This is a genomic window from Paenibacillus sp. FSL H7-0918 (genome assembly GCF_038007025.1).
Classification (GTDB): domain Bacteria; phylum Bacillota; class Bacilli; order Paenibacillales; family Paenibacillaceae; genus Paenibacillus_AQ; species Paenibacillus_AQ odorifer.
On sequence record NZ_JBBOWJ010000002.1, the window covers coordinates 1,186,627 to 1,207,712 of the forward strand.

16 protein-coding genes and 1 pseudogene are annotated in these 21,086 nt (G+C 45.1%); 7 read left to right on the forward strand and 10 right to left on the reverse strand.

Annotated elements, in window-relative coordinates; all coding sequences use genetic code 11:
* Positions 1 to 233 precede the first annotated feature (233 nt).
* A complete protein-coding gene (locus tag MHI15_RS19175) occupies positions 234 to 683 on the reverse strand; it encodes a VOC family protein (RefSeq protein ID WP_076128596.1) in 450 nt (149 codons plus the stop codon).
* A 99-nt stretch (positions 684 to 782) separates the two neighbouring features.
* Between MHI15_RS19175 and MHI15_RS19180 the strand changes: the two genes are divergently transcribed.
* Positions 783 to 1,721: a helix-turn-helix transcriptional regulator gene (locus tag MHI15_RS19180; protein ID WP_076308498.1), complete on the forward strand. Its 939-nt coding sequence runs from the start codon at positions 783 to 785 to the stop codon at positions 1,719 to 1,721.
* A gap of 2 nt (positions 1,722 to 1,723) precedes the next feature.
* On the opposite strand, the gene MHI15_RS19185 is transcribed toward MHI15_RS19180, so the two are convergent.
* Positions 1,724 to 1,993, reverse strand: a complete 270-nt coding sequence (locus tag MHI15_RS19185; protein ID WP_341164715.1) for a hypothetical protein — start codon at positions 1,991 to 1,993, stop codon at positions 1,724 to 1,726.
* A gap of 134 nt (positions 1,994 to 2,127) precedes the next feature.
* On the opposite strand from MHI15_RS19185, the gene MHI15_RS19190 reads away from it, so the two are divergent.
* Positions 2,128 to 2,580: an NAD(P)H-dependent oxidoreductase gene (locus MHI15_RS19190; RefSeq protein WP_081387515.1), complete on the forward strand. Its 453-nt coding sequence runs from the start codon at positions 2,128 to 2,130 to the stop codon at positions 2,578 to 2,580.
* A 20-nt stretch (positions 2,581 to 2,600) separates the two neighbouring features.
* Here the strand turns inward: MHI15_RS19190 and MHI15_RS19195 are convergent, their stop codons facing one another.
* The 3 genes from MHI15_RS19195 to lpdA are packed head-to-tail and all read right to left on the reverse strand — an operon-like array spanning position 2,601 to position 5,756.
* Positions 2,601 to 3,752, reverse strand: coding sequence for an ABC transporter permease (locus tag MHI15_RS19195; RefSeq protein WP_341164716.1), 1,152 nt, complete (start codon positions 3,750 to 3,752; stop codon positions 2,601 to 2,603).
* Positions 3,736 to 4,365: an HlyD family efflux transporter periplasmic adaptor subunit gene (locus tag MHI15_RS19200; RefSeq protein ID WP_076128586.1), complete on the reverse strand. Its 630-nt coding sequence runs from the start codon at positions 4,363 to 4,365 to the stop codon at positions 3,736 to 3,738. The genes MHI15_RS19195 and MHI15_RS19200 overlap by 17 nt, the downstream gene beginning before the upstream one ends.
* Entirely contained in the window at positions 4,362 to 5,756 is a 1,395-nt protein-coding gene (gene lpdA, locus MHI15_RS19205; protein ID WP_341164717.1) for a dihydrolipoyl dehydrogenase, read from the reverse strand. Before lpdA ends, MHI15_RS19200 begins: the two co-directional genes overlap by 4 nt.
* Before the next feature lie 192 nt (positions 5,757 to 5,948).
* On the opposite strand from lpdA, the gene MHI15_RS19210 reads away from it, so the two are divergent.
* Complete coding sequence (locus tag MHI15_RS19210; RefSeq protein WP_076305173.1) at positions 5,949 to 6,515, forward strand: TetR/AcrR family transcriptional regulator; 567 nt, start codon at positions 5,949 to 5,951, stop codon at positions 6,513 to 6,515.
* 44 nt (positions 6,516 to 6,559) lie between these two features.
* Here MHI15_RS19210 and MHI15_RS19215 read toward each other — a convergent pair whose 3' ends face one another.
* Positions 6,560 to 7,402, reverse strand: a complete 843-nt coding sequence (locus MHI15_RS19215) for an aldo/keto reductase (protein ID WP_076305172.1) — start codon at positions 7,400 to 7,402, stop codon at positions 6,560 to 6,562.
* A 223-nt stretch (positions 7,403 to 7,625) separates the two neighbouring features.
* On the opposite strand from MHI15_RS19215, the pseudogene MHI15_RS19220 reads away from it, so the two are divergent.
* Both MHI15_RS19220 and MHI15_RS19225 read left to right on the forward strand, forming a co-directional pair.
* Positions 7,626 to 8,615: pseudogene (locus MHI15_RS19220) on the forward strand (DUF4003 family protein).
* A gap of 21 nt (positions 8,616 to 8,636) precedes the next feature.
* Complete coding sequence (locus MHI15_RS19225; RefSeq protein ID WP_340395023.1) at positions 8,637 to 9,083, forward strand: GNAT family N-acetyltransferase; 447 nt, start codon at positions 8,637 to 8,639, stop codon at positions 9,081 to 9,083.
* 162 nt (positions 9,084 to 9,245) lie between these two features.
* Here MHI15_RS19225 and MHI15_RS19230 read toward each other — a convergent pair whose 3' ends face one another.
* From MHI15_RS19230 to MHI15_RS19240, 3 genes are all read right to left on the reverse strand, one after another.
* A complete protein-coding gene (locus MHI15_RS19230; RefSeq protein WP_341164718.1) occupies positions 9,246 to 9,620 on the reverse strand; it encodes a hypothetical protein in 375 nt (124 codons plus the stop codon).
* A 728-nt stretch (positions 9,621 to 10,348) separates the two neighbouring features.
* On the reverse strand, positions 10,349 to 12,994 hold the full coding sequence (locus tag MHI15_RS19235; protein WP_341164719.1) for an FtsX-like permease family protein: 2,646 nt from the start codon (positions 12,992 to 12,994) through the stop codon (positions 10,349 to 10,351).
* A 13-nt stretch (positions 12,995 to 13,007) separates the two neighbouring features.
* Positions 13,008 to 13,709 carry an ABC transporter ATP-binding protein gene (locus tag MHI15_RS19240; protein ID WP_036684849.1) on the reverse strand — a complete coding sequence of 234 codons (702 nt, stop codon included), beginning with the start codon at positions 13,707 to 13,709 and terminating at the stop codon, positions 13,008 to 13,010.
* Between the two features lie 274 nt (positions 13,710 to 13,983).
* Here MHI15_RS19240 and MHI15_RS19245 point away from each other — a divergent pair, with 274 nt between their 5' ends.
* Both MHI15_RS19245 and MHI15_RS19250 read left to right on the forward strand, forming a co-directional pair.
* A complete protein-coding gene (locus MHI15_RS19245) occupies positions 13,984 to 15,759 on the forward strand; it encodes an ABC transporter ATP-binding protein (protein ID WP_076098706.1) in 1,776 nt (591 codons plus the stop codon).
* The gene (locus MHI15_RS19250) at positions 15,746 to 17,521 is read left to right on the forward strand and encodes an ABC transporter ATP-binding protein (RefSeq protein ID WP_036684845.1); all 1,776 of its coding nucleotides are present in this window, start codon (positions 15,746 to 15,748) and stop codon (positions 17,519 to 17,521) included. Before MHI15_RS19245 ends, MHI15_RS19250 begins: the two co-directional genes overlap by 14 nt.
* Before the next feature lie 81 nt (positions 17,522 to 17,602).
* Here MHI15_RS19250 and MHI15_RS19255 read toward each other — a convergent pair whose 3' ends face one another.
* Positions 17,603 to 20,968, reverse strand: a complete 3,366-nt coding sequence (locus MHI15_RS19255) for a HEAT repeat domain-containing protein (protein WP_341164720.1) — start codon at positions 20,966 to 20,968, stop codon at positions 17,603 to 17,605.
* Positions 20,969 to 21,086: the final 118 nt, after the last annotated feature.

Sequence of the window (21,086 nt, forward strand, 5' to 3'; positions counted from 1 at the left end):
TCCTCCATTAGATATAATCATTAGCTATTATATTTATCGGTAATTTGCTGTGCCGCCTTAATTTTGAAATGAACGTAAAAAGCACAATCTGCACAGTCTCGCGATCTGCGTTCTATCGTTTGGTTGGGACAACCCGTCTCTCAAGAAAAAAGCCGGCCAAACTCAGGACAATACACCTGAAATTTAGTCGGCTGAATATTAAACTTAGTTTGTTTTAGAAGTAGGAAGCTTTTTTAATGTAATCTTTCATCAAACATGAGTTGGATTTGAATACCAAAGGGATCTTCAATGATACCGTAGGCTTTGCTAAACACATTGCTAGATAAAGGAGCAATAATTTTCACGCGCTCGTCTGTGATTAAGCTTTTATAAAAACCTTCAATCCCCTCTAAGTCAGCACTTTGAATACATAATGAAGTGTTATTGCCCACTGTATATTTCTCATTCGTATTCATTGTATCTTCTGCTATCATTATTTTTGTTTTTCCGATTAACAGGACAGAGTGAGTAATATAATCCTTATTTTCATCCGTAAGCTGTATGGAGCTGTCACGCTCTGCTAGTTGTTGATAGGTGACACGTAGCAATTCCTCTGCGTTAAAATGTTCTTTGTAAAATTCTATAGCTTCCTTAGCTCTTCCATTCATCGATAAAAAAATAGCTACTTCTAGTGTTGTACTCATAGTATAAATCTCTCCTTTTATATATTTGATATCTGGCCTTAAACTTATTATCCTATATAAAGGTATCAAAACATGACACCTTTATAAGGAGTTTTATATATGAAGAAATCAGAACGATTAAATGACATGATGAGGTACTTAAACAGTCGAGAATTCTTTAATTTAAGTGATCTCATGGATAAATACGCTATTTCAAAAAGCACAGCTCTACGCGATATTAGTTCATTAGAACAATTAGGTATGCCTATTTTCGCAGAACATGGAAGACACGGACGTTATGGTATTCTAAAAAACAGATTGTTATCCCCTATTATTTTCACGATAGATGAAGTCTATGCGCTGTATTTTGCCATGCTGACGTTAGAATCTTATCAATCTACACCCTTTCATCTGAGTGTTAACAAGCTAAACGAAAAGTTCGAGCACTGTCTTTCGAGTACACAAATCAACCAAATTCACAAAATGAAAAAGGTCCTGCAATTCGAAATGTATCAGCATAAGCATGTCAGCCGTTTTTTAGATAAAATCCTAGCAAGTATTCTAAATGAGAGTGCCTGTAACATTGCATATACAAAAGAAAACAAAACAAAAATCTACCCTGTTCAATTCTTTAGGATTTCCGCTAAGTTTGGTCAATGGTATGCCACTGGAATAGAGCTTACGACGAATACATATAGAGTTTTTAGATGTGATCGAATAACCTTCATTGAAGAAGAGGAAAGCAAAGCTCGTTATTCTATAGAAGAACTTCTTAGTCGTTCATTAGAAATCTATCAGTCTGCGAAAAGTATGGACTTTGAAGTTGAGATTGCGGAACAAGCAAAGGATATTTTTTATAAAGAGCATTATCCTTCTATGAAAATAGAAATTGGTCCGAAAACAGTCATTAAGGGATTCTATAATCCAGGTGAAGAGGATTTCTTGGCTAATTATTTTATGCGATATGGTCATGCTGTTACATCCGTGAAACCTGAAGCCTTAAAACAAATAATCAAAGATAAATTAGAGCAACTCGTAAATCACTATCAAAAAATATAAAGCTAATCAAAAGGGGTAAAAAACATAGCTTGTAGAACTGCCTTAGCCTTTTTGAGGTTACGCTTATCCAGTTGGTTCAGCATGTCTACGATTTGACTCATTTCATCGTTTTCCACTGGCTCAAGAGATGCTCCGGCAGTTAATGGTTCTTTTTCAGCAACCGATTCCGAATGAACCCATGACGCTTCCAAAGTATCCTCGAAGGCTTGGATTATAAATAACAATTCATCTGGGTTATATCTCTGTAGAAACCGGTTTATCCCTTTATTCATCTGCTTATGTAGGGCTAAATGCAAATCGAATATTTCTTTCCCTAGAGGTGTTGTAAGAAAAAGCACTTCTTTTTTATTATCGGGGAGAAACTCCGTGCGAATACGATCTGCATGCCGATGGATTTGATCCCGTCATGTCGCACGAAGAACTCACTGCTTGGCGGCAAAAGAGAACCCCCGACCCGCTAGTCGCCAATTATCAGCAGCGTCTTATAGCAGCGGATCATATTGTCTTCATTTTCCCTATATGGTGGGAAGCCATGCCCGCTCTTACCAAAGGTTTTCTTGATAAGGTATTCGCAAAAGGCATTGTCTACGAAGAAACTAAACCTGGGCGGCCCTTCAAATGCTTGCTCCCGAATATTAAAGGAGTGTCCCTGCTGACCGTAATGAACACGCCCGACTTCTTTTATCGCTGGATTTTTGGCAACCCCATCACCAAAATTCTATTCAGAGGCACCTTTCGCAAAATGGGAATACGTAAGAATCTTCGTTGGTATAATTATGCCGGGATGTCAGATCGCAGCTTAGAAGAACGGGTGAAACATCTTGATAAAACAGAACAACGGTTTGCACGACTGGACTAAACTAGACTAGATCAAATTACTCAAGCGCTGACTGATTCTAAGAACTGAATCTCTGGTTTCTTCATCTCCCTAAGCACCAGCAATCCAATGAATAAGGATACAACGCCGATAATAATCAGCAGCGCCCCCAGCTCCTGACTGTAGGCTGTTAGCGCACCATCCCGAAAAGCCATTCCACGTATAAGGCGATTAAGCCAGTTCATAGGTAATACCCATGCGGAAATTTGAAAGAACTCTGGAAAGGCAAGTGGACTCAGCTGGATTCCAGTAGCAAGAAACGACGGATACAACACGAAATTGGTTCGTAAATTAACTTTGGATACATCTTTGGCAGTATAACCAATCAACAGACCCATAAGCGACAAGGCAAAGGCATATACAAACAGTGGAATAATAAACAGATAAGGCGCTGCTTCAAAGCGCATTCCCCCCACCTGCTTTAATAAGCCATAACATAGGAGCAGCGAAATAGTGGTCAAAACAGCGTAAGGTACACTGCGAACCCAAATCTGCCAAGGAGACTTCCCGTTTGCAAAGAGTTTCCCCTCCTGCCGCAACCGAGGGACAATTGAACCCGCTGCGCTTGTTGTAATCATCAGCACCACAATATTCACAAATCCAATGACCATAAAACCCACATAACTTGTGGTCGGGTTAAACAACATCCGCTGCTGGAGAGATAACGGAGAAGCAAGCCCTTTAGAGGTTTCGGCATCCATCCCCTTTTGGAGGAACCGGGTCATAGAAAGAGTCACATTTTCCGTCTGGATGACTTCCTGAATCGCAGTCCGGATGCTGGTTAACCCTGATGGCATTGTATTATCCATTAAGATGCCAATATTCGTTGATATCCCCTGCTGCTGATGTTGCCCCAACTCTTTGGGAAGCATGATGACCGCTACAGCCTGCTCATTTGCCAGTAACGTCTCTGGGTTCAGGCGGCTGGAGTACACATTTGTTACGTTCATATATGGAGAGGCATTTATCTTTGAGATCAGCTGTCGTGAATACGAACTGTGATCCTCATCAATGACAACAACATGCGATTCGCTGATTTGGTTCTTCGAGAACATTAAGCCAAAAAACAGGGCCGCAATAAGCGGACCTATAAAAATCAGGCGTAAATACTTACTGCCCACCACGTACTTCCATTCGTCAATCAGTGACTTCATCGAGCTTCACCTCCGCTGTCATCCCCGGAAGCAAATCAGCATTCCCATCCATAGTTACACGGACAAGAAACATGCTTAAATCGGCTTGCCCTTTTTCACGTGACATACGTAAGCTCGCAAATTGAGGCGCGGCTGCGATAGATGTAATTACACCTGTCACCTCCGTTGGGTGCTCCAAATATGGAAAATGAACGCCAATACTTTGATTCACCTCTAGCTTTTGGATTTCACTTTCTTGTATGTAGAGATCTGTATAAAAGCTGTTTTTTTGCAAAACCGCCATTGGCATTCCTAGCTGGACTAGATCCCCCGGCTTTACAATAATCTTGTTGACTGATCCGTCCTCCGGCGCAACTACATCCGTTTCTCCTTCAGCAGATTTAACCTTAAACAGCACCTCTCCCTGTTTTATAGAATCACCTGCAGCCACACCGACCTCGACAATTGACCCTGGACTATTCTGATAAAATATTGTCTTCTGCTCCGCATCCAGAATCCCTTGTTTCCTGCTCTCAGCCTGACTGACTGCATCCTTTCCTTTTACAGCAAGAAGCGCCCCTCCAACAATCAGCACAATCGCAATTCCTATATATAGCCCTGCTTTTATCTTCATTTTCCACTCTCTTTCATCACCATTTTTTTAACTGCATTTTCAGCAGCCTCCATAATTACTTCTCCCAATGTGGGATGAGGGTGAATGGTCATCGCCAAGTCCTCCACAGTGGCTCCCATCTCAATAGCAAGAGCAAGCTCCGACACGAGTGTGGATGCCTCTACTCCAACGATTTGTGCACCCACTACGACTCCTGAATTTAGGTCCGCTACAAGCTTGACGAAACCTTCCGTCTCCCTCAAGGCCAAGGCTCTCCCGTTAATCCCAAAGGAGGATTTGCCAATAACCAGCGAAATGCCTTTTGTCTTTGCTTCTGTTTCACTTAAGCCGACACTGGCCAGCTCTGGGTGCGAAAAAACAACGAGCGGGATGGCTCGATAATCAACTTCGGAGGAGAGACCTGCAATGGCCTCTGCCGCAATCTTGGCTTCGTAGGATGCCTTGTGAGCGAGAGTCGGGCCTGCCGTAATATCTCCAATTGCAAAAATATGCGGGATAGCTGTTCTGCACTGTTCGTCCGTCGCAATCAATCCCCTACTCGTCACTGGCAAGCCTATGCGATCTAGTCCTAAATTGCCGTCTGTATTTGGTTTTCTGCCCACAGTAACTAACACATATTCCGCTGTAACATGCTGCTGTTCCTGATTTTTTAAATAATGCAGTGTAATGGTATCTGCACTCTCTACTACGTTCACAGCTGTCGCTCCGGTAATAATCTTCATGCCATCGGCTTTCAGCTGCTTTCCAACAGGGCTCACAAGCTCCGCCTCAAATCCAGGCAGCACTTGTTCTCCCCCTTCCAGAATCGTTACCTTTGTTCCGAATTTGGCATACATCTGCCCCAGCTCGAAACCAATATAGCCCCCACCTATAACTACTAGGCTAGTTGGAATCTCAGGGAGCGACAGCGCTTCTGTGGAAGACAAAATACGTCCGCCAACAGGAAAGGCTGGCAGCTCAATCGGACGAGATCCTGTAGCCAGGATAGCGTTTTTAAAGGATAAGGTTTGCTCCTGTCCAGACTGACTGATCATAACTGTATGTTCATCAACCAAGCTAGCCTCTCCTTCGAAAATGCTCACCCCAGCAGTCTTTAATAAATAACTGACTCCACCTGCCTGCTTATTCACAACTCCTTGTTTAAAATCCTGAGCATTTTTAAAAGATGCTGACGCACTTGCAAAATTGAAAGGACTGAGCAAATCATAGCGATGTGATTCAGCAATTAATGCTTTGGATGGGATACATCCAACATGCGTGCAGACTCCGCCAAGCTGGTTGCGTTCAACAATCGCTGTCTTCATTCCAAGCTGTGCAGATCGCAGCGCCGCCACATAACCTCCCGGACCTGATCCAATGACTAATGTTTCTACGGCTTCAAGCTTACTCATCTCCTGATACCTCCTGTTGAACTTTTTAAATATGATGATCGTAATATATTATTACCATCATATTTTAAAACAGTCAATAACCTTACCTCGCCTTTCACGAGCTAACTTTCTCAGAATCGCTAAATTGACAGGCTTTATTATGACGCCTATAATATTTTAAAAGTAGAACTATGAAGCTGTGGAGTGATTACAATGCCGTATCCCAAAGGTCATAAAATAAAAGTTCGAAATAAAATCGTTGAAAGTGCTGCTCAGGCTTTTCGCACCAACGGTATTCACGATGTAAGCGTTCCGTTCATTATGAAGGGGGCCGGATTAACTCATGGCGGGTTTTATTCCCATTTTGACAATAAAGAACAGCTTGTCGCGGAAGCCTGCCGGTATGCCATCAGCGATACCATCGCACTTCTGCAGAAGGTCGCTGACCAGGAAGAGCAGAACCCCAAAATCGATGCTGTCATTGATTATTATTTAAGTCCGTATCACCGCGACAAAATGGAGATGGGCTGCATTATCCCTGCCCTTTCTAGCGAAATATCCCGTTCCTCAGAAGAAGTTCGGCAGGTATTCACGCAGGAACTGGAACGGATGATTGCTTTTATCTCTGATCTGGCAGGAATTGACGCGTCCAAAGGTAGCGCACTGTTCAGTACTATGGTTGGCTCCCTTGTTCTTGCACGGACGGTTAAAGATCCTGAACTGAGCGACAACCTACTCTCGTCTGGCAAACAGTATGCCAAAGCGCTAGTAAGAGTCTAATATAAAAAAACACGCCAATAAATGGCGTGTTGTAGTTAAATTTATTAAAATTCTTCATACGATGCGGGATCTTGATCAGCTATGCGACCTGTTGGCGAGGTTAATCCGGAAATAACGGTCATCTCAGCTTCCGATAATTTAAAATCAAAAATATTCAGGTTATCACGTTGATGCTCTAGAGAAGAAGCCTTTGGAATGGGAATAGCCCCAAGCTGTATATGCCAACGTAAGATAACTTGCGATATCGATTTATTATGAACCTTGCCTATTTCCGCTATTTTCTCATTTTCCAGTATACTGCTAGCCCGTCCCAATGGACTCCACGATTCAATCACTACCCCATGCTCTTTGTTCCATGCACGTTGCTCTTCCTGATTAAAATGAGGATGCAGCTCAATCTGATTCATACTCGGCGCTATACCAGTTTCTTGTATCAAACGTTCAATATGCTCCGGCAAAAAGTTACATACACCGATGGAGCGAATCAAACCTTGCTTACGTGCCTCGATCATCGCCTGCCAGGCCTCAACATATAAATTCACTCTAGGGTTAGGCCAGTGGATGAGATAGAAATCATAGTAATCCAATCCGGCTCTGAATAAAGACTCCTGTATAGTAGACAACGCTTCTTTATAAGAGTGATGGCGTCCTGGCAGTTTGGAAGTAATGAGTAGCTCTTCCCTAGGCACAGAACTTTGCCGAACAGCCTGGCCTACAGCACCCTCGTTCTCATAATTAAACGCAGTGTCGATCAGACGATAGCCAACATCAATCGCCTTAGTGATGTTTTGTGCTCCCTCAGTTCCGTTTAACGCGTAGGTACCAAAACCAATCGCAGGCACCTTCACTCCATCGTTCAATACGATTTCAGGTATTCTCTCAGTCATCGTCGCTCTTCTCCTTTGTTGTCATTTAAACCCCAGTCGATCCATCTTATAATTATTATAACATCCTCATAGTAAACTCAATCATCGGGTCACCTGAACAACCTCTAGCCTATTAGTAAGCCGCTTTCGTGGGCATCCGATTTATTTTTTATAGTAAAATGAATCTACAACACAGGATTTTCGTAATGTTATGAATTAAAAGTAGAGATAAGAGGTGTATCCAATGAAGGAGCAATATCCAGCTAGGCTTGAATTGTTCGCAGACAACGCTCAGAGGATCAAAAAAGCTTTCTCATGGCAAAATGCAATGGTTAATCGGTTAGCGGCACTATTGTATGCTGTAGAAGACAAAGTTGCAGATGACGAAGCCATCCGTGCCAGCTATGAGCTAATTAAGGAGAGTACCGGGATTTTCTCTCAATTTAGAGGGACTTCGGTGATCAGTATTGCTGCCCTGCTCTCTCTTTCTGACGAGAAGGAAACTCTGCTTGCAAACACACTTGCCGTGTATGATTTAATGAAGGAAGCCAAATTCAGAGCCTCTGATTATCTCGTCGTTGCTGCCTATCAAATCGCTGCTAATGCAACATCGGATCAGTATCAGCGTACGGTAGAACGGGCAAAGCTATTTTACGATAGTATGAAGGCAAAACATCGTTTCCTTACCGGATAGGACGATTATATCTTCTCCGCGATGCTTGGTCTTTCCGATATCGATGTTGAGAGTGGCGTGGACCGCATGGAGCAGCTCTATGTAACGCTTAAGCCCGAGTTTATGTCAGGCAACAGTGTGCAAGCCCTGACCCAGGTATTGGTTCTTGGGGAAGAAGCCCCTCAAGCAGCGGACCGTGTATTGGCATTAAGAGATGCATTTCGTGCACAGGGTATCCGGCTAGACAAGGAATATACCCTCTCCTCACTGGGCGTGTTATCCCTGCTCCCTTGCAACAAGGAGGACATCGTTACTGATGTCTCGGAGACTTACGAATTTTTGCGTACAAAAAAGGGCTTCGGGAACTGGTCTATTGGCAAGCAGGAATTACTGCTCTTGTCTTCTGCACTGGTAGCCTTCAGATCTGTGGAGGATGTGCAAAACGGCGTATTAACTTCGATGCTTTCTACCAACATTACCAATATTGTAATTGCGCAACAGGCTGCTCTTGCCGGTGCAGCAGCTGCATCAGCTGCGGCTGCAGCTTCTTCTTCGAATTAGATTGAATCGTGAGGGAAAGATATGGACTCAATAAAAATCTTCACAACTAGAAATGAAGAATTGTTAAACCGTCTACTGAACATTTGGGAATCATCCGTGCGGCATACTCATCTTTTTCTATCCGAGCAGGAGATCGATGCTTTGCGGCCGCTGGTCACGCAGGCGCTTGAGGGCATAAGCGATTTGTTTGCTTTCACAGATGATGAGGAACAGTTGCTTGGCTTCATAGGGGTTCAGAATAATAAGATTGAAATGCTGTTCGTAGAACCTGCTGCAATGGGAAAAGGGGTTGGAAAAGCGCTAGTAGCTTATGTCATGCAGAAACTCGCCGTACACCTCGTGGATGTGAATGAGCAAAATCCCCAAGCTTTAGGTTTCTATGAGCATATGGGATTTCAGGTTTTTGAGCGTTCAGCACTCGACGAACAAGGTAATCCTTTTCCTATCCTGCACATGTCGCTTAAGTAGCTTTTTCCTATGCAGGAGACAGTTCAATGCATTTTAATATTGTAAAAAGACAACAGAGCAGCGATTCTCTCGTTTGAGAACGCTGCTCTGTTGTTTAGTTGTCTGCAGTTTAGGTTGGCGAAGCAAGAGCGGATAGGAGAAGCTAGGCGTAGATAGGAGGAGCTAGGCGAAACGGCTCCGAGTATTCGGTTCAGCTGTATCTTCATCTAATTCTACCTCTACCCCTACTTCTACTTCTACTTCTACTTCTACTTCTACTTCTGCTTCTACTTCTGCATTTACTTCTACTGCTACAGCTACTTCTACTTCTACTGCTTCTGCTGCTGCTACTGCTGCTACTGCTGCTTCTGCTTCTGCTTCTGCTTCTGCTTCTGCTTCTGCTTCTGCTTCTGCTTCTGCTTCTGCTTCTACTTCTACTTCTACTTCTACTTCTACTTCTACTTCTACTTCTACTTCTACTTCTACTTCTACTTCTACTTCTACTTCTACTTCTACTTCTGCAACCACTTCTAAATCTACGCATATACCCTCATGCACATCGCCAAATCAAAGCTCTCTGTGCTTCCGGACTCAGATGACGCTATTTGCTCATTTATCACCTTTGAGGCATAGTTTCGGACTCCAGTGTCGCTATTCTATAGAAAGAGCCTCATTTCTGGCGTTTTTTATGCCAATAGCTGCTATGGAGTCCGATAACATCCCAAATGGGGGATAATCCGGCGTTTAAGGTCATCTGGGTCCGATAGCGTCCGATAGCGTCAGGCATAGTTTCAGATAGCATCCAATATCGTCAGAAAACGTCGGATGGCAGCTGATGGCTCCGATATCTTCGGGTCCTAACCATCTCCAGTTACTTACGGACCCAGGGGGCGCTATTTGCACGTTTATCGCCTTAGAAGCATAGTTTCGGACTCCAGTGTCGCTATTCTATAGAAAGAGCCTCATTTCTGGCGTTTTTTATGCCAATAGCTGCTATGGAGTCCGATAACATTCCAAATGGCGGATAATCCGGCGTTTAAGGTCATCTGGGTCCGATAGCGTCCTATAGCGTCAGGCATAGATTCAGATAGCATCCAATATCGTCAGAAATCATCGGATGGTATCGATAGCGAACGATAGCGAACGATAGCGTCGGTTCCTAACCATCCCCTGTTGCTTACGGACCCAGAGGACGCTATTTGCTCATTTATCGCCTTTGAGGCATAGTTTCGGACTCCAGTGAAGCTATTTCATAGAAAGAGCCGCAGCTCTGGCATTTTTAGATGCTATTCCACCGACTTCAAAGCCTCTATCATATGGATTCGTTTGAGCTTAATATGCATGAACGCCATGACTATACCGGAGAACAAGAGGGTTAGGAGCGCCGCATAAATATAACTTGGCCACTTGATGATCGGAGCGAACATCGTCGCATCCAGCTCGGCCGTCTTCAGGACGAAGCTATGCAGCACTATGCCGAGACCCGATCCAGCCACAATACCGAGTAGGCTAAGCAGCATATTCTCGCGGTAAATATACATGGTTACTTCCTTGTCGTAGAAGCCCAGTACCTTAATGGTTGACAGCTCCCGGATCCGCTCGGACACATTGATATTGGTCAAATTGTAGAGGACGACAAAAGCCAACGCCGCCGCTGAAACAATGAGCACCAAAGTTACAACGTCCATACTCTTCATAGTCTCATCGAAGGCGGAACCTACACTGCTGGAAAAGCTGATGGCAGCGACGCCCTCATTAGCCGTCAGCTTCTCACCAAATTTGTCTTCCCATGTTTTATCGTGTGCGGTGTAGTTCAGCAGTTCTGTGTTGAATAGCGGTTTTTCTCCGAACACAGAAGCATAATATGCCGGTGTCATATAAACATAGTGCATTACATAATTCTCTGTAATCGCTGCGACCTCAATCTCGAATGTTTCATTATCTTTGTCCACCACGGTCAATTTATCACCAGACTCCAGCCCATACAGCTTAGCCAGCTTCTCTGAGATAATAGCCCCATCATCCGTAAGCATCCGTCCTTCTCCACTTTTTCGATCACGCAACTCCACGAAATCGGATAAAGAGTTAACAGAGGTAGGAACGAACAGATGAACCTCTTGGTCATTTACACCAATAGCATGTGCGGTCATCCGTTCTTGCGCCACACTCAGCGTCCCAGTTACTGCAGATTCACCAGTGATTAGTTGGTCGTAGGCTTTTAGCACATCGGCAGACACATCTTCATGCAGTGCCACCAGTGCATCATATTTCATAATCGTGCCGAATTGCGACCCGGCGATGCTGCCAATTGAATCCTTGAGACCAAATCCCGTCAGGATCAGCGCTGTACAGCCAGCCACGCCGAATACAGTCATGAACATCCGCTGCTTATAGCGGAATAGATTCCGTGCGGTAACCTTTTGGACAAAGCTCAATCGCTTCCATATAAAAGTGATCCGCTCCAGTAAAATACGCTGGCCACTCTTTGGTGCCTTCGGACGCATCAATACGGAAGCATTGCTGCGCAGTTCTACCCGTGAGGCAATCCACGCCGTCAACGTAGTACATATTAACGCTACGATAACGGATATGATCGAATACGAAAGATAGAAGTTCTTCGTGATATCCGGTAAATTATAGATTGCACTATACGCATCGTAGATAATACCCGGAAACAGGGTAAAACCAACCGCAAGACCCGCAATTGAAGCCGCCAGACTGGCAAGCGTACCGTAGACCAGAAATTTGGCCATAATGTCGCGGTTGCCATAACCGAGTGCTTTCAGTGTCCCGATCTGCAGGCGATGCTCCTCAACCATCCGTGTCATGGTGGTCAAGCTGACCAGCGCAGCAATCAGGAAAAAGAACACAGGAAACGCACTGGCAATCGCCGACAACCGATCAGCGTTATCTTTATATTCGGCATATCCCGGATTAGCGCTTCGGTCAGTAACGTAGACCTTAAGCTGCTCCAGCTCTGCAAGCTTTTGCTCCCCTGCCGCCAATTCCTCCTTGGCAGAAGCAAGTCCGGCAGCAATTGCCTTCATACTTGCAGCCTGTTCCTGCTGCGCTTCCTCCGGCTGGCGCTGCAAATCCGCAAGCTGCTGCTCGGCGGCGGCCACCTTTGCGCGGCCACCAGAAAGCTCTTTCTCGCCTTCCGCCCGCAGCTCAGCAAGCCGTGCTTCCGGCACGCCAGACATCGCCTGCTCTACAGCATGGGTATGCTGTTCGATCAGATCTTCATACTCCGGCGAATAAGCCTTCACCCCGGCTGTATCCTTAAAGGACAGATAGGCTTCCGTATACACCGGAAGCTTGAAATCTGACTCCGGGATCGCGGCGAACGCATCCGCCGTACCTTTGCCGATCCCACTGGTGCCCCGGGTACTTTGCTCAATAAACTGTGGACTTCTAACAAAGCCAACTACGGTATACTCCAGTGTCTCGAAGTTGTTCGACAGCTCCGCATCCGTACCGTTTCCACTGAAAGATACCTTGTCACCCAACGCATATTCTTCCGCTAGCTTATCGTCCAGCACGATTTCACCGGAACGCTCCGGTAGATGGCCTTCAATAATACGGTATTGATTAAGTGGTTTATCCGTGTTGTAAGAATTGACTTTAAGTATTAAGGCATTATCACCTATGAATACATCTGCACTATAGCTCGGCTGAATCTCATCGATCCCCTGTACATTTCTGAGTAACCCGATGTTGTCTTCGGTCAGGCCGTAGTTAGTCTGCACCTTCAGATCCATCAAGCGCTGCTCTTTGTAAAAGGTTCCAGCTGTATTCAGCATATCTGGCCCAGTGGCCTTGATTCCGGCAAAAAAGCTGACGCCTAACATAATAATTGCAAAAATCGAAATAAACCGGGCTTTGGTATGCCCAATTTCACGAAAAATATCTTTCCACAATGCTCGCTTTTTCATAGATGCCTTCTCCTTACCATTCAATATCGTCAACGGATACCGGCGAAGGATTGATCACCATCTTCCGTACCTTAGCGTTGTTAATCTCTATAACCCTGTCAGCCATCGGAGCGATCGCCAGATTATGTGTAATTACGATGACCGTTGTCCCGGTGTTACGACAAGTATCCTGCAGCAGCTTCAGCACCTGCTTGCCTGTGTTATAATCAAGCGCCCCTGTCGGCTCGTCGCAGAGCAGCAACTTCGGTTGTTTAGCCAACGCTCTGGCGATAGCGACACGTTGTTGCTCACCACCGGACAACTGAGCCGGGAAATTATCTAACCGCGCGCCCAGACCCACATCCTCCAGCACCTTACGTGCATCTAGTGCACGCGGGGAAATCTGCGAAGCAAGCTCAACATTTTCCAGTGTGGTCAGATTAGGTACTAGATTATAGAACTGAAATACAAAACCTACGTCATTGCGGCGGTAGCCTGTCAGCTCCTTGGCACTAAACTTGGCGATATCAATGCCATCCACAATGACCTGACCTTCATCGGCGGAATCCATTCCACCCAGAATATTAAGCACCGTAGATTTACCCGCACCACTTGGGCCGACGATCACGGCAAATTCACCTTTTTTTATCTCAAAATCAATCCCGTCATTCGCGACAATTACATTCTCGCCCATCTTGTAACGCTTGTACTCCCCTTTTACAGCAACAAAACTCATTCCTCTTCCTCCTGTCCCTATCCGAACTAAGTCTAATTACTCTACATTGTCTCAGTTTATCATAATTAGAACGCCCAAGCCCGAATGGCAAACCCTCATTACACAAGGTGAAATTCACATCATTAATAAGTTCATTTTTTTGTAACAATAATGTAACAAGGAAATTTTACCGTAAACGATACTTAGTCATTTGATAATGTTATAATCACTTTGTTTTATTTACTCTTTTCAGGCAAGAGTGAAAGAACAAGAACAATCAGAAACAGGTGATCAGATGTTCGAACTGAAATGGCTATGGCAGAACCTAGAGGGAAACCGGACGCGATACATTCTGGCACTCTGCCTTTCGGTGGTGGGCTCAAGTCTTACAATCGTGAATCCGTACATCAGTCAGCGCATTGTCGATACGTTTATAGCTGGTGACAACGCCCTGCAGAATCTTACACAAGAACGGCAATTATTGATTATGCTCTGTCTGGGCATGATCGGATTTTCTCTACTGCGCACAGGTCTCGCATATTTCACGACCATGCAGTACGAGATATCCTCGCAAAATATGATGTACAATGTCCGCATTTATTTGTACAACAAAATTCAGGGACAGGACAGAAAATACTACGATCATAATCGTACCGGCGATCTCATGACCAAGATGACAGGCGATCTGGACATGGTTCGTCACTCTATGGCCTGGATTTTTAAGACGATCATTGAATCGCTAACGATCTTCCTTGCCGCCGTTATCTATTTTTTCACCATAGATGCGGAACTGACGCTGTGGATGCTTATCCTGTCACCGCCCATTTTTATCGTGGCTTACATATTCGCTAAACGCGTCCGTCCTATGTATATTGACTTGCGTGAACGGCTGTCCCAGCTTAACACGACTACACAGGAGAATATCTCAGGCAACCGTGTGGTCAAGGCTTTTGCCCGTGAGGAATTCGAGGTCGAAAAATTCACAGAGAAGAATGTCAACTATTCTACAGCGAACAAAAAGGCCGCCCTTGTATGGCTTGATTATTTTCCTTATCTGGAATCCTTCGCTCAGGGCTTCAACGTAATCCTTATGTTGGTTGGTGGTTTGTTCCTTATGAACGGCCGGATCACCTTCGGTGAGTTTATGGCCTTCTCTTCGCTTATTTGGGCTATATCGAACCCTATGCGCAACATCGGTATCATTATCAACGACATTCAGCGCTTTTTTGCGAGCTTGTCCAAAATCGTAGATATCTATTATGCCCGGCCAAATATTGTTAATGAGCATACTGTCACTGACAAACGCCGTTATGAAGGCCGTATTGAATTCGATCATGTCCGCTTCAAATATGATAGCGCTATCGTACTGGACGATATTAGCTTTACCGTTGAACCCGGTGAAACTGTAGCAATCATGGGCGCGACAGGATCAGGCAAAACAACAATCATCAACCTCATCCCTCGCTTCTACGATGTAGCTGAAGGGCGCGTACTCGTAGACGGTGTTGATGTTCGGCAGCTGGAGCTTGATGAACTTCGTGGAAATATCGGCATGGCGACCCAAGATGTACTCTTGTTCTCTGATACCATTGATGGAAACATCGCCTATGGCGATCCTGATCTTCCGGAAGAAGATGCAATGGGTTATGCAGAGCTCGCAGCCGCACACGACTTCATTACCAAAATGCCTGAAGGTTATGATACCGTTGTCGGGGAACGCGGAGTCGGACTGTCGGGGGGGCAAAAGCAGCGTATTGCCTTAGCGCGTGCTTTGGCGGTACACCGTCCTATTCTGATTCTCGATGATACGACCTCTGCGGTCGACCTTGAGACGGAGGAGCATATCCAAAAAAGTCTACGTGAACTGGACTATCCTTGTACGAAAATTATTATTGCGCAGCGTGTATCTACTACCTCGCAAGCCGACCGTATTCTCATTCTGGATGGCGGGAAGCTAGTTGAGGAAGGGACACACACTGAACTGCTAGCGAAACGTGGTTACTATTACGAAGTGTTTAAACTGCAGAACGAGGGTATTGGAAGGCAGGTGACCGCAAGTGGCAAGGAATAAATTTGACGTCGATGAAAATCTTGAATCGCCGTTTAATATAAAACACTTCCGGCGTGCGATGGTATATATCAAACGAAAGAAAACCCCAATGATTGTTGCGTTCGTGCTCAGTGCACTTTCAGCAGCCATTTCACTGTCGGCTCCGCTGATCATGCAACATGTCATCGACGTGACCATTCCGGCAAAAGAGAAGCTTGCACTGCTGGGTTGGGCTGCACTGATGCTTGTGACCATCGTGGTCAGCGTTTATCTGGCTACGATACGCTCGCGCATCATGACGAGTGTTGGGCAGGATATTATTTTTGACATCCGAACGGATTTGTTTAAGCATCTGCAAGAATTGCCTTTCAAATATTATGACGACCGCCCACAGGGCAAGATCCTTATCCGGGTCGTAAATTACGTCAACGCCGTTTCAGATGTGCTGTCCAACGGGATTATCAACTTTATTCTAGAAATCGTGAATTTGCTCTTTATCGCAGCCTTCATGTTCGCTGTCGATGTACGACTCTCATTTGTCATCCTTGCCGGACTGCCAGTCTTCCTTGGCATCATGTTGCTGATCAAAACCCGGCAACGCCGGGCATGGCAAGCAGTGTCCAACAAAAGCTCCAACCTAAACGCCTATCTGCAAGAGAGCATTAGCGGTATTGGTGTGACACAAATGTTCTCCCGGGAACAACGTAACGAAGGAATCTTCACACGTCTCGCGGGTAATTTCCGTAAAGAATGGATGAAGGCTCAACGTTACAACTTACTTATTCCGTTCTCTGTAGACAACTTGTCTACGATCGTTACATCATTAATTTTCCTTGTAGGCCTACTAACACTGAGTCCTCAAGACATGACCCTCGGTGTCATTCTGGCGATGAGCAGCTACGCTGCCCGCTTCTGGCAGCCGATTCTGAATCTTTCGAACCTGTACAATAACTTCATCAACGCCGTTGCCTATCTTGAGCGTATCTTCGAAACGCTGGATGAACCGGTTACCGTCAGTGATATCCCGGATGCCAAAACACTGCCATCTGTACAGGGCCATGTCACCTTCGACGATGTAACTTTCGCCTATGACCCGGGGCTTAATATTCTGGAGAATATCTCCTTCAAGGTCAAAGCGGGAGAAAGCATCGCGCTGGTAGGACCCACAGGTGCGGGCAAAACAACCGTCGTCAATCTGATCTCACGCTTTTATAACATTTCCAGTGGTCAGATTCTGATCGACGGCCAGGATATCTCGCAGGTGACGTTAAAATCTCTTCGCAGCCAGATGGGGATTATGTTACAGGATAGCTTCATCTTCTCCGGTACCATTCTGGACAATATTCGGTACGGCCGACTGGATGCGACCGAAGAAGAAGTAATCGCCGCTGCAAAGGCCGTTTGCGCCGACGAATTCATCCGTGAATTCGATCAAGGCTACATGACAGAGGTCAATGAACGTGGCTCCAAGCTGTCTCAAGGACAGCGGCAGCTCATTTCGTTCGCAAGAACACTTTTGGCAGATCCGCGCATTCTCATCTTGGATGAAGCCACTTCTTCCATTGATGCGAAGACTGAGCGCTTATTGCAAAAAGGGCTGAATGAACTGCTTAAGGGACGCACCTCGTTCATTATCGCGCATCGCCTCTCCACTGTAAAAAACTGCGATCGTATTATGTACGTATCTAACAAAGGCATTGCGGAAAGCGGCTCACATGATGAGCTTATCGCACAGCGGGGCCTTTACTACCGCCTCTACACAGCACAGAAGATGGAAGCTTAATCGAATAAACATCAAAAGAGCTCAGGCCGATTTGCAGCCTAAGCTTTTTGATGTTTTATTATTTTCAAAAAATATCAAAAACTAATCTATCGCCGTCCAAATATTTAGCGCAAGTGAGTGAACCGCAAGGTTCGTGTGATTTCTGTACAACCGCAGACGCTCTGCAGGCTCTGGACTCCACAATAGAGCACTTCCGGCAACTTCAAGCAACGAAAGTCCAATATACTGAGATTCATAACGGCTCTCAGACCCTAGAACATCTACAATTTCCAATAAAGTTTCCGGACTCCAGTATCCCGTGCTCTCTTCTAAATTATACGCGACCTGCTTATAGACATCGCTTAATAGCTGGGGCTGCTTTGAAATAGTGGTAACCATCCGATTGAGATAATTGGCGGATTCCTTCACATTATTCCAATCTATTGCTGCTATATACAATTTCATCACAGCTTGCTGTAAGGTCTCCTCAGATGCCAGACAGTCAATCAGATCCGTATACAAAGGGATAAGGTGCATCCGGGTGATTTTTGGCAACGCTATCAGCTGGTTGACTAATTTCAGTAGACGTTGCCGATGAGGCAAATCTCTTTTGGCAGTGGCGTTCCATTCATCCCTTATCGCTGCACTAACCAGTCTCTGACATACACCAACTACAACCTCATTGATCTTACCATCGCGACAGGTTTCTACCAGCGTGTTCATAGCAGTTTCCCATCTAGTGCTGTCTTCCAAATCCGTAATAGACTGAGCGGTGGCAGCTGCAACAATCCCTTCATTTCCATTTGTCCACCGCATCATAGAAATGAAAGCATATCTGCCAATATACGCATCTTGGTGCCTTGCGATTTCAAGGATTAATCCTAGATAACGTGGTCTAAAGTCTAGCGGAAGAGCATTAGGCTGTTGAGATAATAAACTTCCTGCAATGTCACTTTCTGATGAAGAAGCCATTGTACTTAACATATCCCAAGCGCGTTCATCATCTAAAAGCTGTTTCGCAGCATGCCCTATGGCTATGATTACATCCTTGTGTGCATTGGGTTTCTCGAACTCATTCATTAATAGCGGAAGGCTGTCATCGCTTCTATAAGCGCCCAGTAAGCGGATGGCTTCTTTTCTGACAGTGATCTTCAGCTTATCCCGATTCAGAAGCTCTTTCAGCATGGTAACCAGTAACACCGGATTCACCCTGCGGATGCATCTGGGTATCGAGTACATGGCTACACGGGCCCGGTCCCCATCCAGATTCTCCAGCAGAACGGGAAGTGCCTTCTCCGGTTCTTCCATAAGCGAAAAGGCATGAAGTGCAGCTTCTACTACAGTTACTTCCTTATCCTGCATAAGCCCAAGTAACCTATCCGAACCGAGATCAGGCATGCTTGCCATGATCTTAATAACGCTTGCACGCTCCCAAAGATTACGTTTGGCATCGTATGCAATTTTTTCTAATAAGGCACTTAAAGCTTGTTGCTGACGTGGCAGCCATCTGTAGAATCCATCCGCGGCCGGCACAAGATAGATAGTTTTGCCTGATAGGAACTTGCCCTTAATGACAGCTCCTGAAATAAAAGGATCGAGCCATTCCTGACGCTTCAGATGCAGATGCTGGAACACTTCATGGATCGTAATATACGATTTATCTAAAACTAATAATTCCTTAACTCTGGCATCACGCGTTGTACGAGGCGCAAGCCAGTATCTGGCCGCTTGTATGGCTGTAGAATCCGCCTTTGCCTTCGTTGCTTCCTTTAACAGATTCTGAAGTTTTATGATGCCGTAACCTCTTTTACCGAATGAGCTAGCTAGGCTTAACACCAGATTGTAGTCTTCTCTTTTGTTGGCCTGTACAGCTAATGTATAAATTTCGTCGAAGATAATCTCTTCTACTCCCCGGGGTAAATTCTTCTCCAAGGATGGAAGGGAAAGCTGCCCATTCTGCTTGGCCAATTTCTGAATCGTTTTTAAAGAAAACTTAAACAGCTCACCATGAGGATGTAATGCGTTATGCCGGAGAATAGCAAACGCCAGTTGTTGAACGGAAAATTTTGTACCATATGAAGTATCTCTGGCCTCTATAACACTATCAACAAGCAAAGTAAGCTCTTGTACATGGGCATCCGTGAACACAGACGCAGGACTTTCCGATAGCTCTTTAAACACAGCGCCCCGGACAGGATCCTGATCATTTTTAATCCGGCCCAGGTACACCAAAGTTTCATTCATACCCTGTCTCGACAGAACGGTACTTCTGATCAGCTGCATAAGCGCCGTGGCACGTTCGTCTGCACTGGATACCTGTGTTGCTTGTTCAAGTCCCGCTCTTGAATGAAGAATAGAACGGCAAGCTGTAAATCTGATTGTTCTCTCCCGGTCATCATTGATTTCACGAAGGCCAAGCATCCGGGTGGCTTCCTTGTCACGCAAGACATGCGGTAATACATACAGTAATCTTTCCGGAAAAATACGTTCATTACGTTTATCTTCTTCATACACAGCATCGAAAATGACTTTGCGGTTAGAAGGTGCAATATTATGAAGCAGCTTTGCTATGTGCATAGGGTGATCTGCGAGTAGTTTCGCTATCTCCATCCATTGATCCATGGATAAATATTTTTTCCTTTTAAGAACAGCTTCAGGAATACCATAAGAAATCAGATCGCTCCGCGACTCCGTTCGTGTTAACAGCTGATATACCTTATTAGGATTTTGGCGTACAAGCGTGCCAAGCTGTTCTTTTAACGCAGGATGTATGATGCCCATAGGTCCATGATTCAGCGCACACTCCAGCACCAAGTCTGCCTTCAGATTGCATAGGATCTCCAGAGCTGATGAGAATCTCCACCAGACATAGCCTTTTTCCCTGAGTGGTGTGCTTTCCAGTGTTGTTGCAAAGTATTCTGCTACTACGTTAAGATGCCGGCTGGATAATTTCTTCCAGTCTTTTATGGCATACCCGATATCAGCAAGCCATTTACTTACCGTAGCCGAATAACAGGCCTGCAATATAATCGCGGCTTCCTCCGCTCCCCATCGGGCATACACTACAGGCAATAAGCGTTCTGCTAATTCCTGACGGTTAATCTGTGAAATACTATGCAACAGCTTGCGGCGGCAATCATGGGATAAATGGGGGAGCTCACGTTCAATATCAGCATCCGAAGCCACCTTTGCCAAAAGACCCGCAGCCGTATTTCTGATACTTGCCTTGGGATGCCGCAGTGCTGATAGAATAATAGCAGCATCTTGTGTTGCAATGGCGCCGATTAAGGCAAGTCGTGCTTCATAAACACCATCCTCCAGCAAAGAGGCTAGTAATTGGGAGTACTGGACAGATCCGAGATGATCACGGCCTAGGATTGCTACTTTTTTGATTCTGTCGGAATAACCTAGCGAATCCAATTCTTTAAGTAAGCTCTGTTTATCCAATGGATCTCTTTTGAAAATCATAAGTCCTCCTCGTTAACCTGTTCTTATTCCACCCGAACTTTATTCTCTATACCCTAATCTATCCCCTTTAAAAAAACTAGAATTCAGCATCTGGTTTCGTTGATCAAAAAATAAAGGT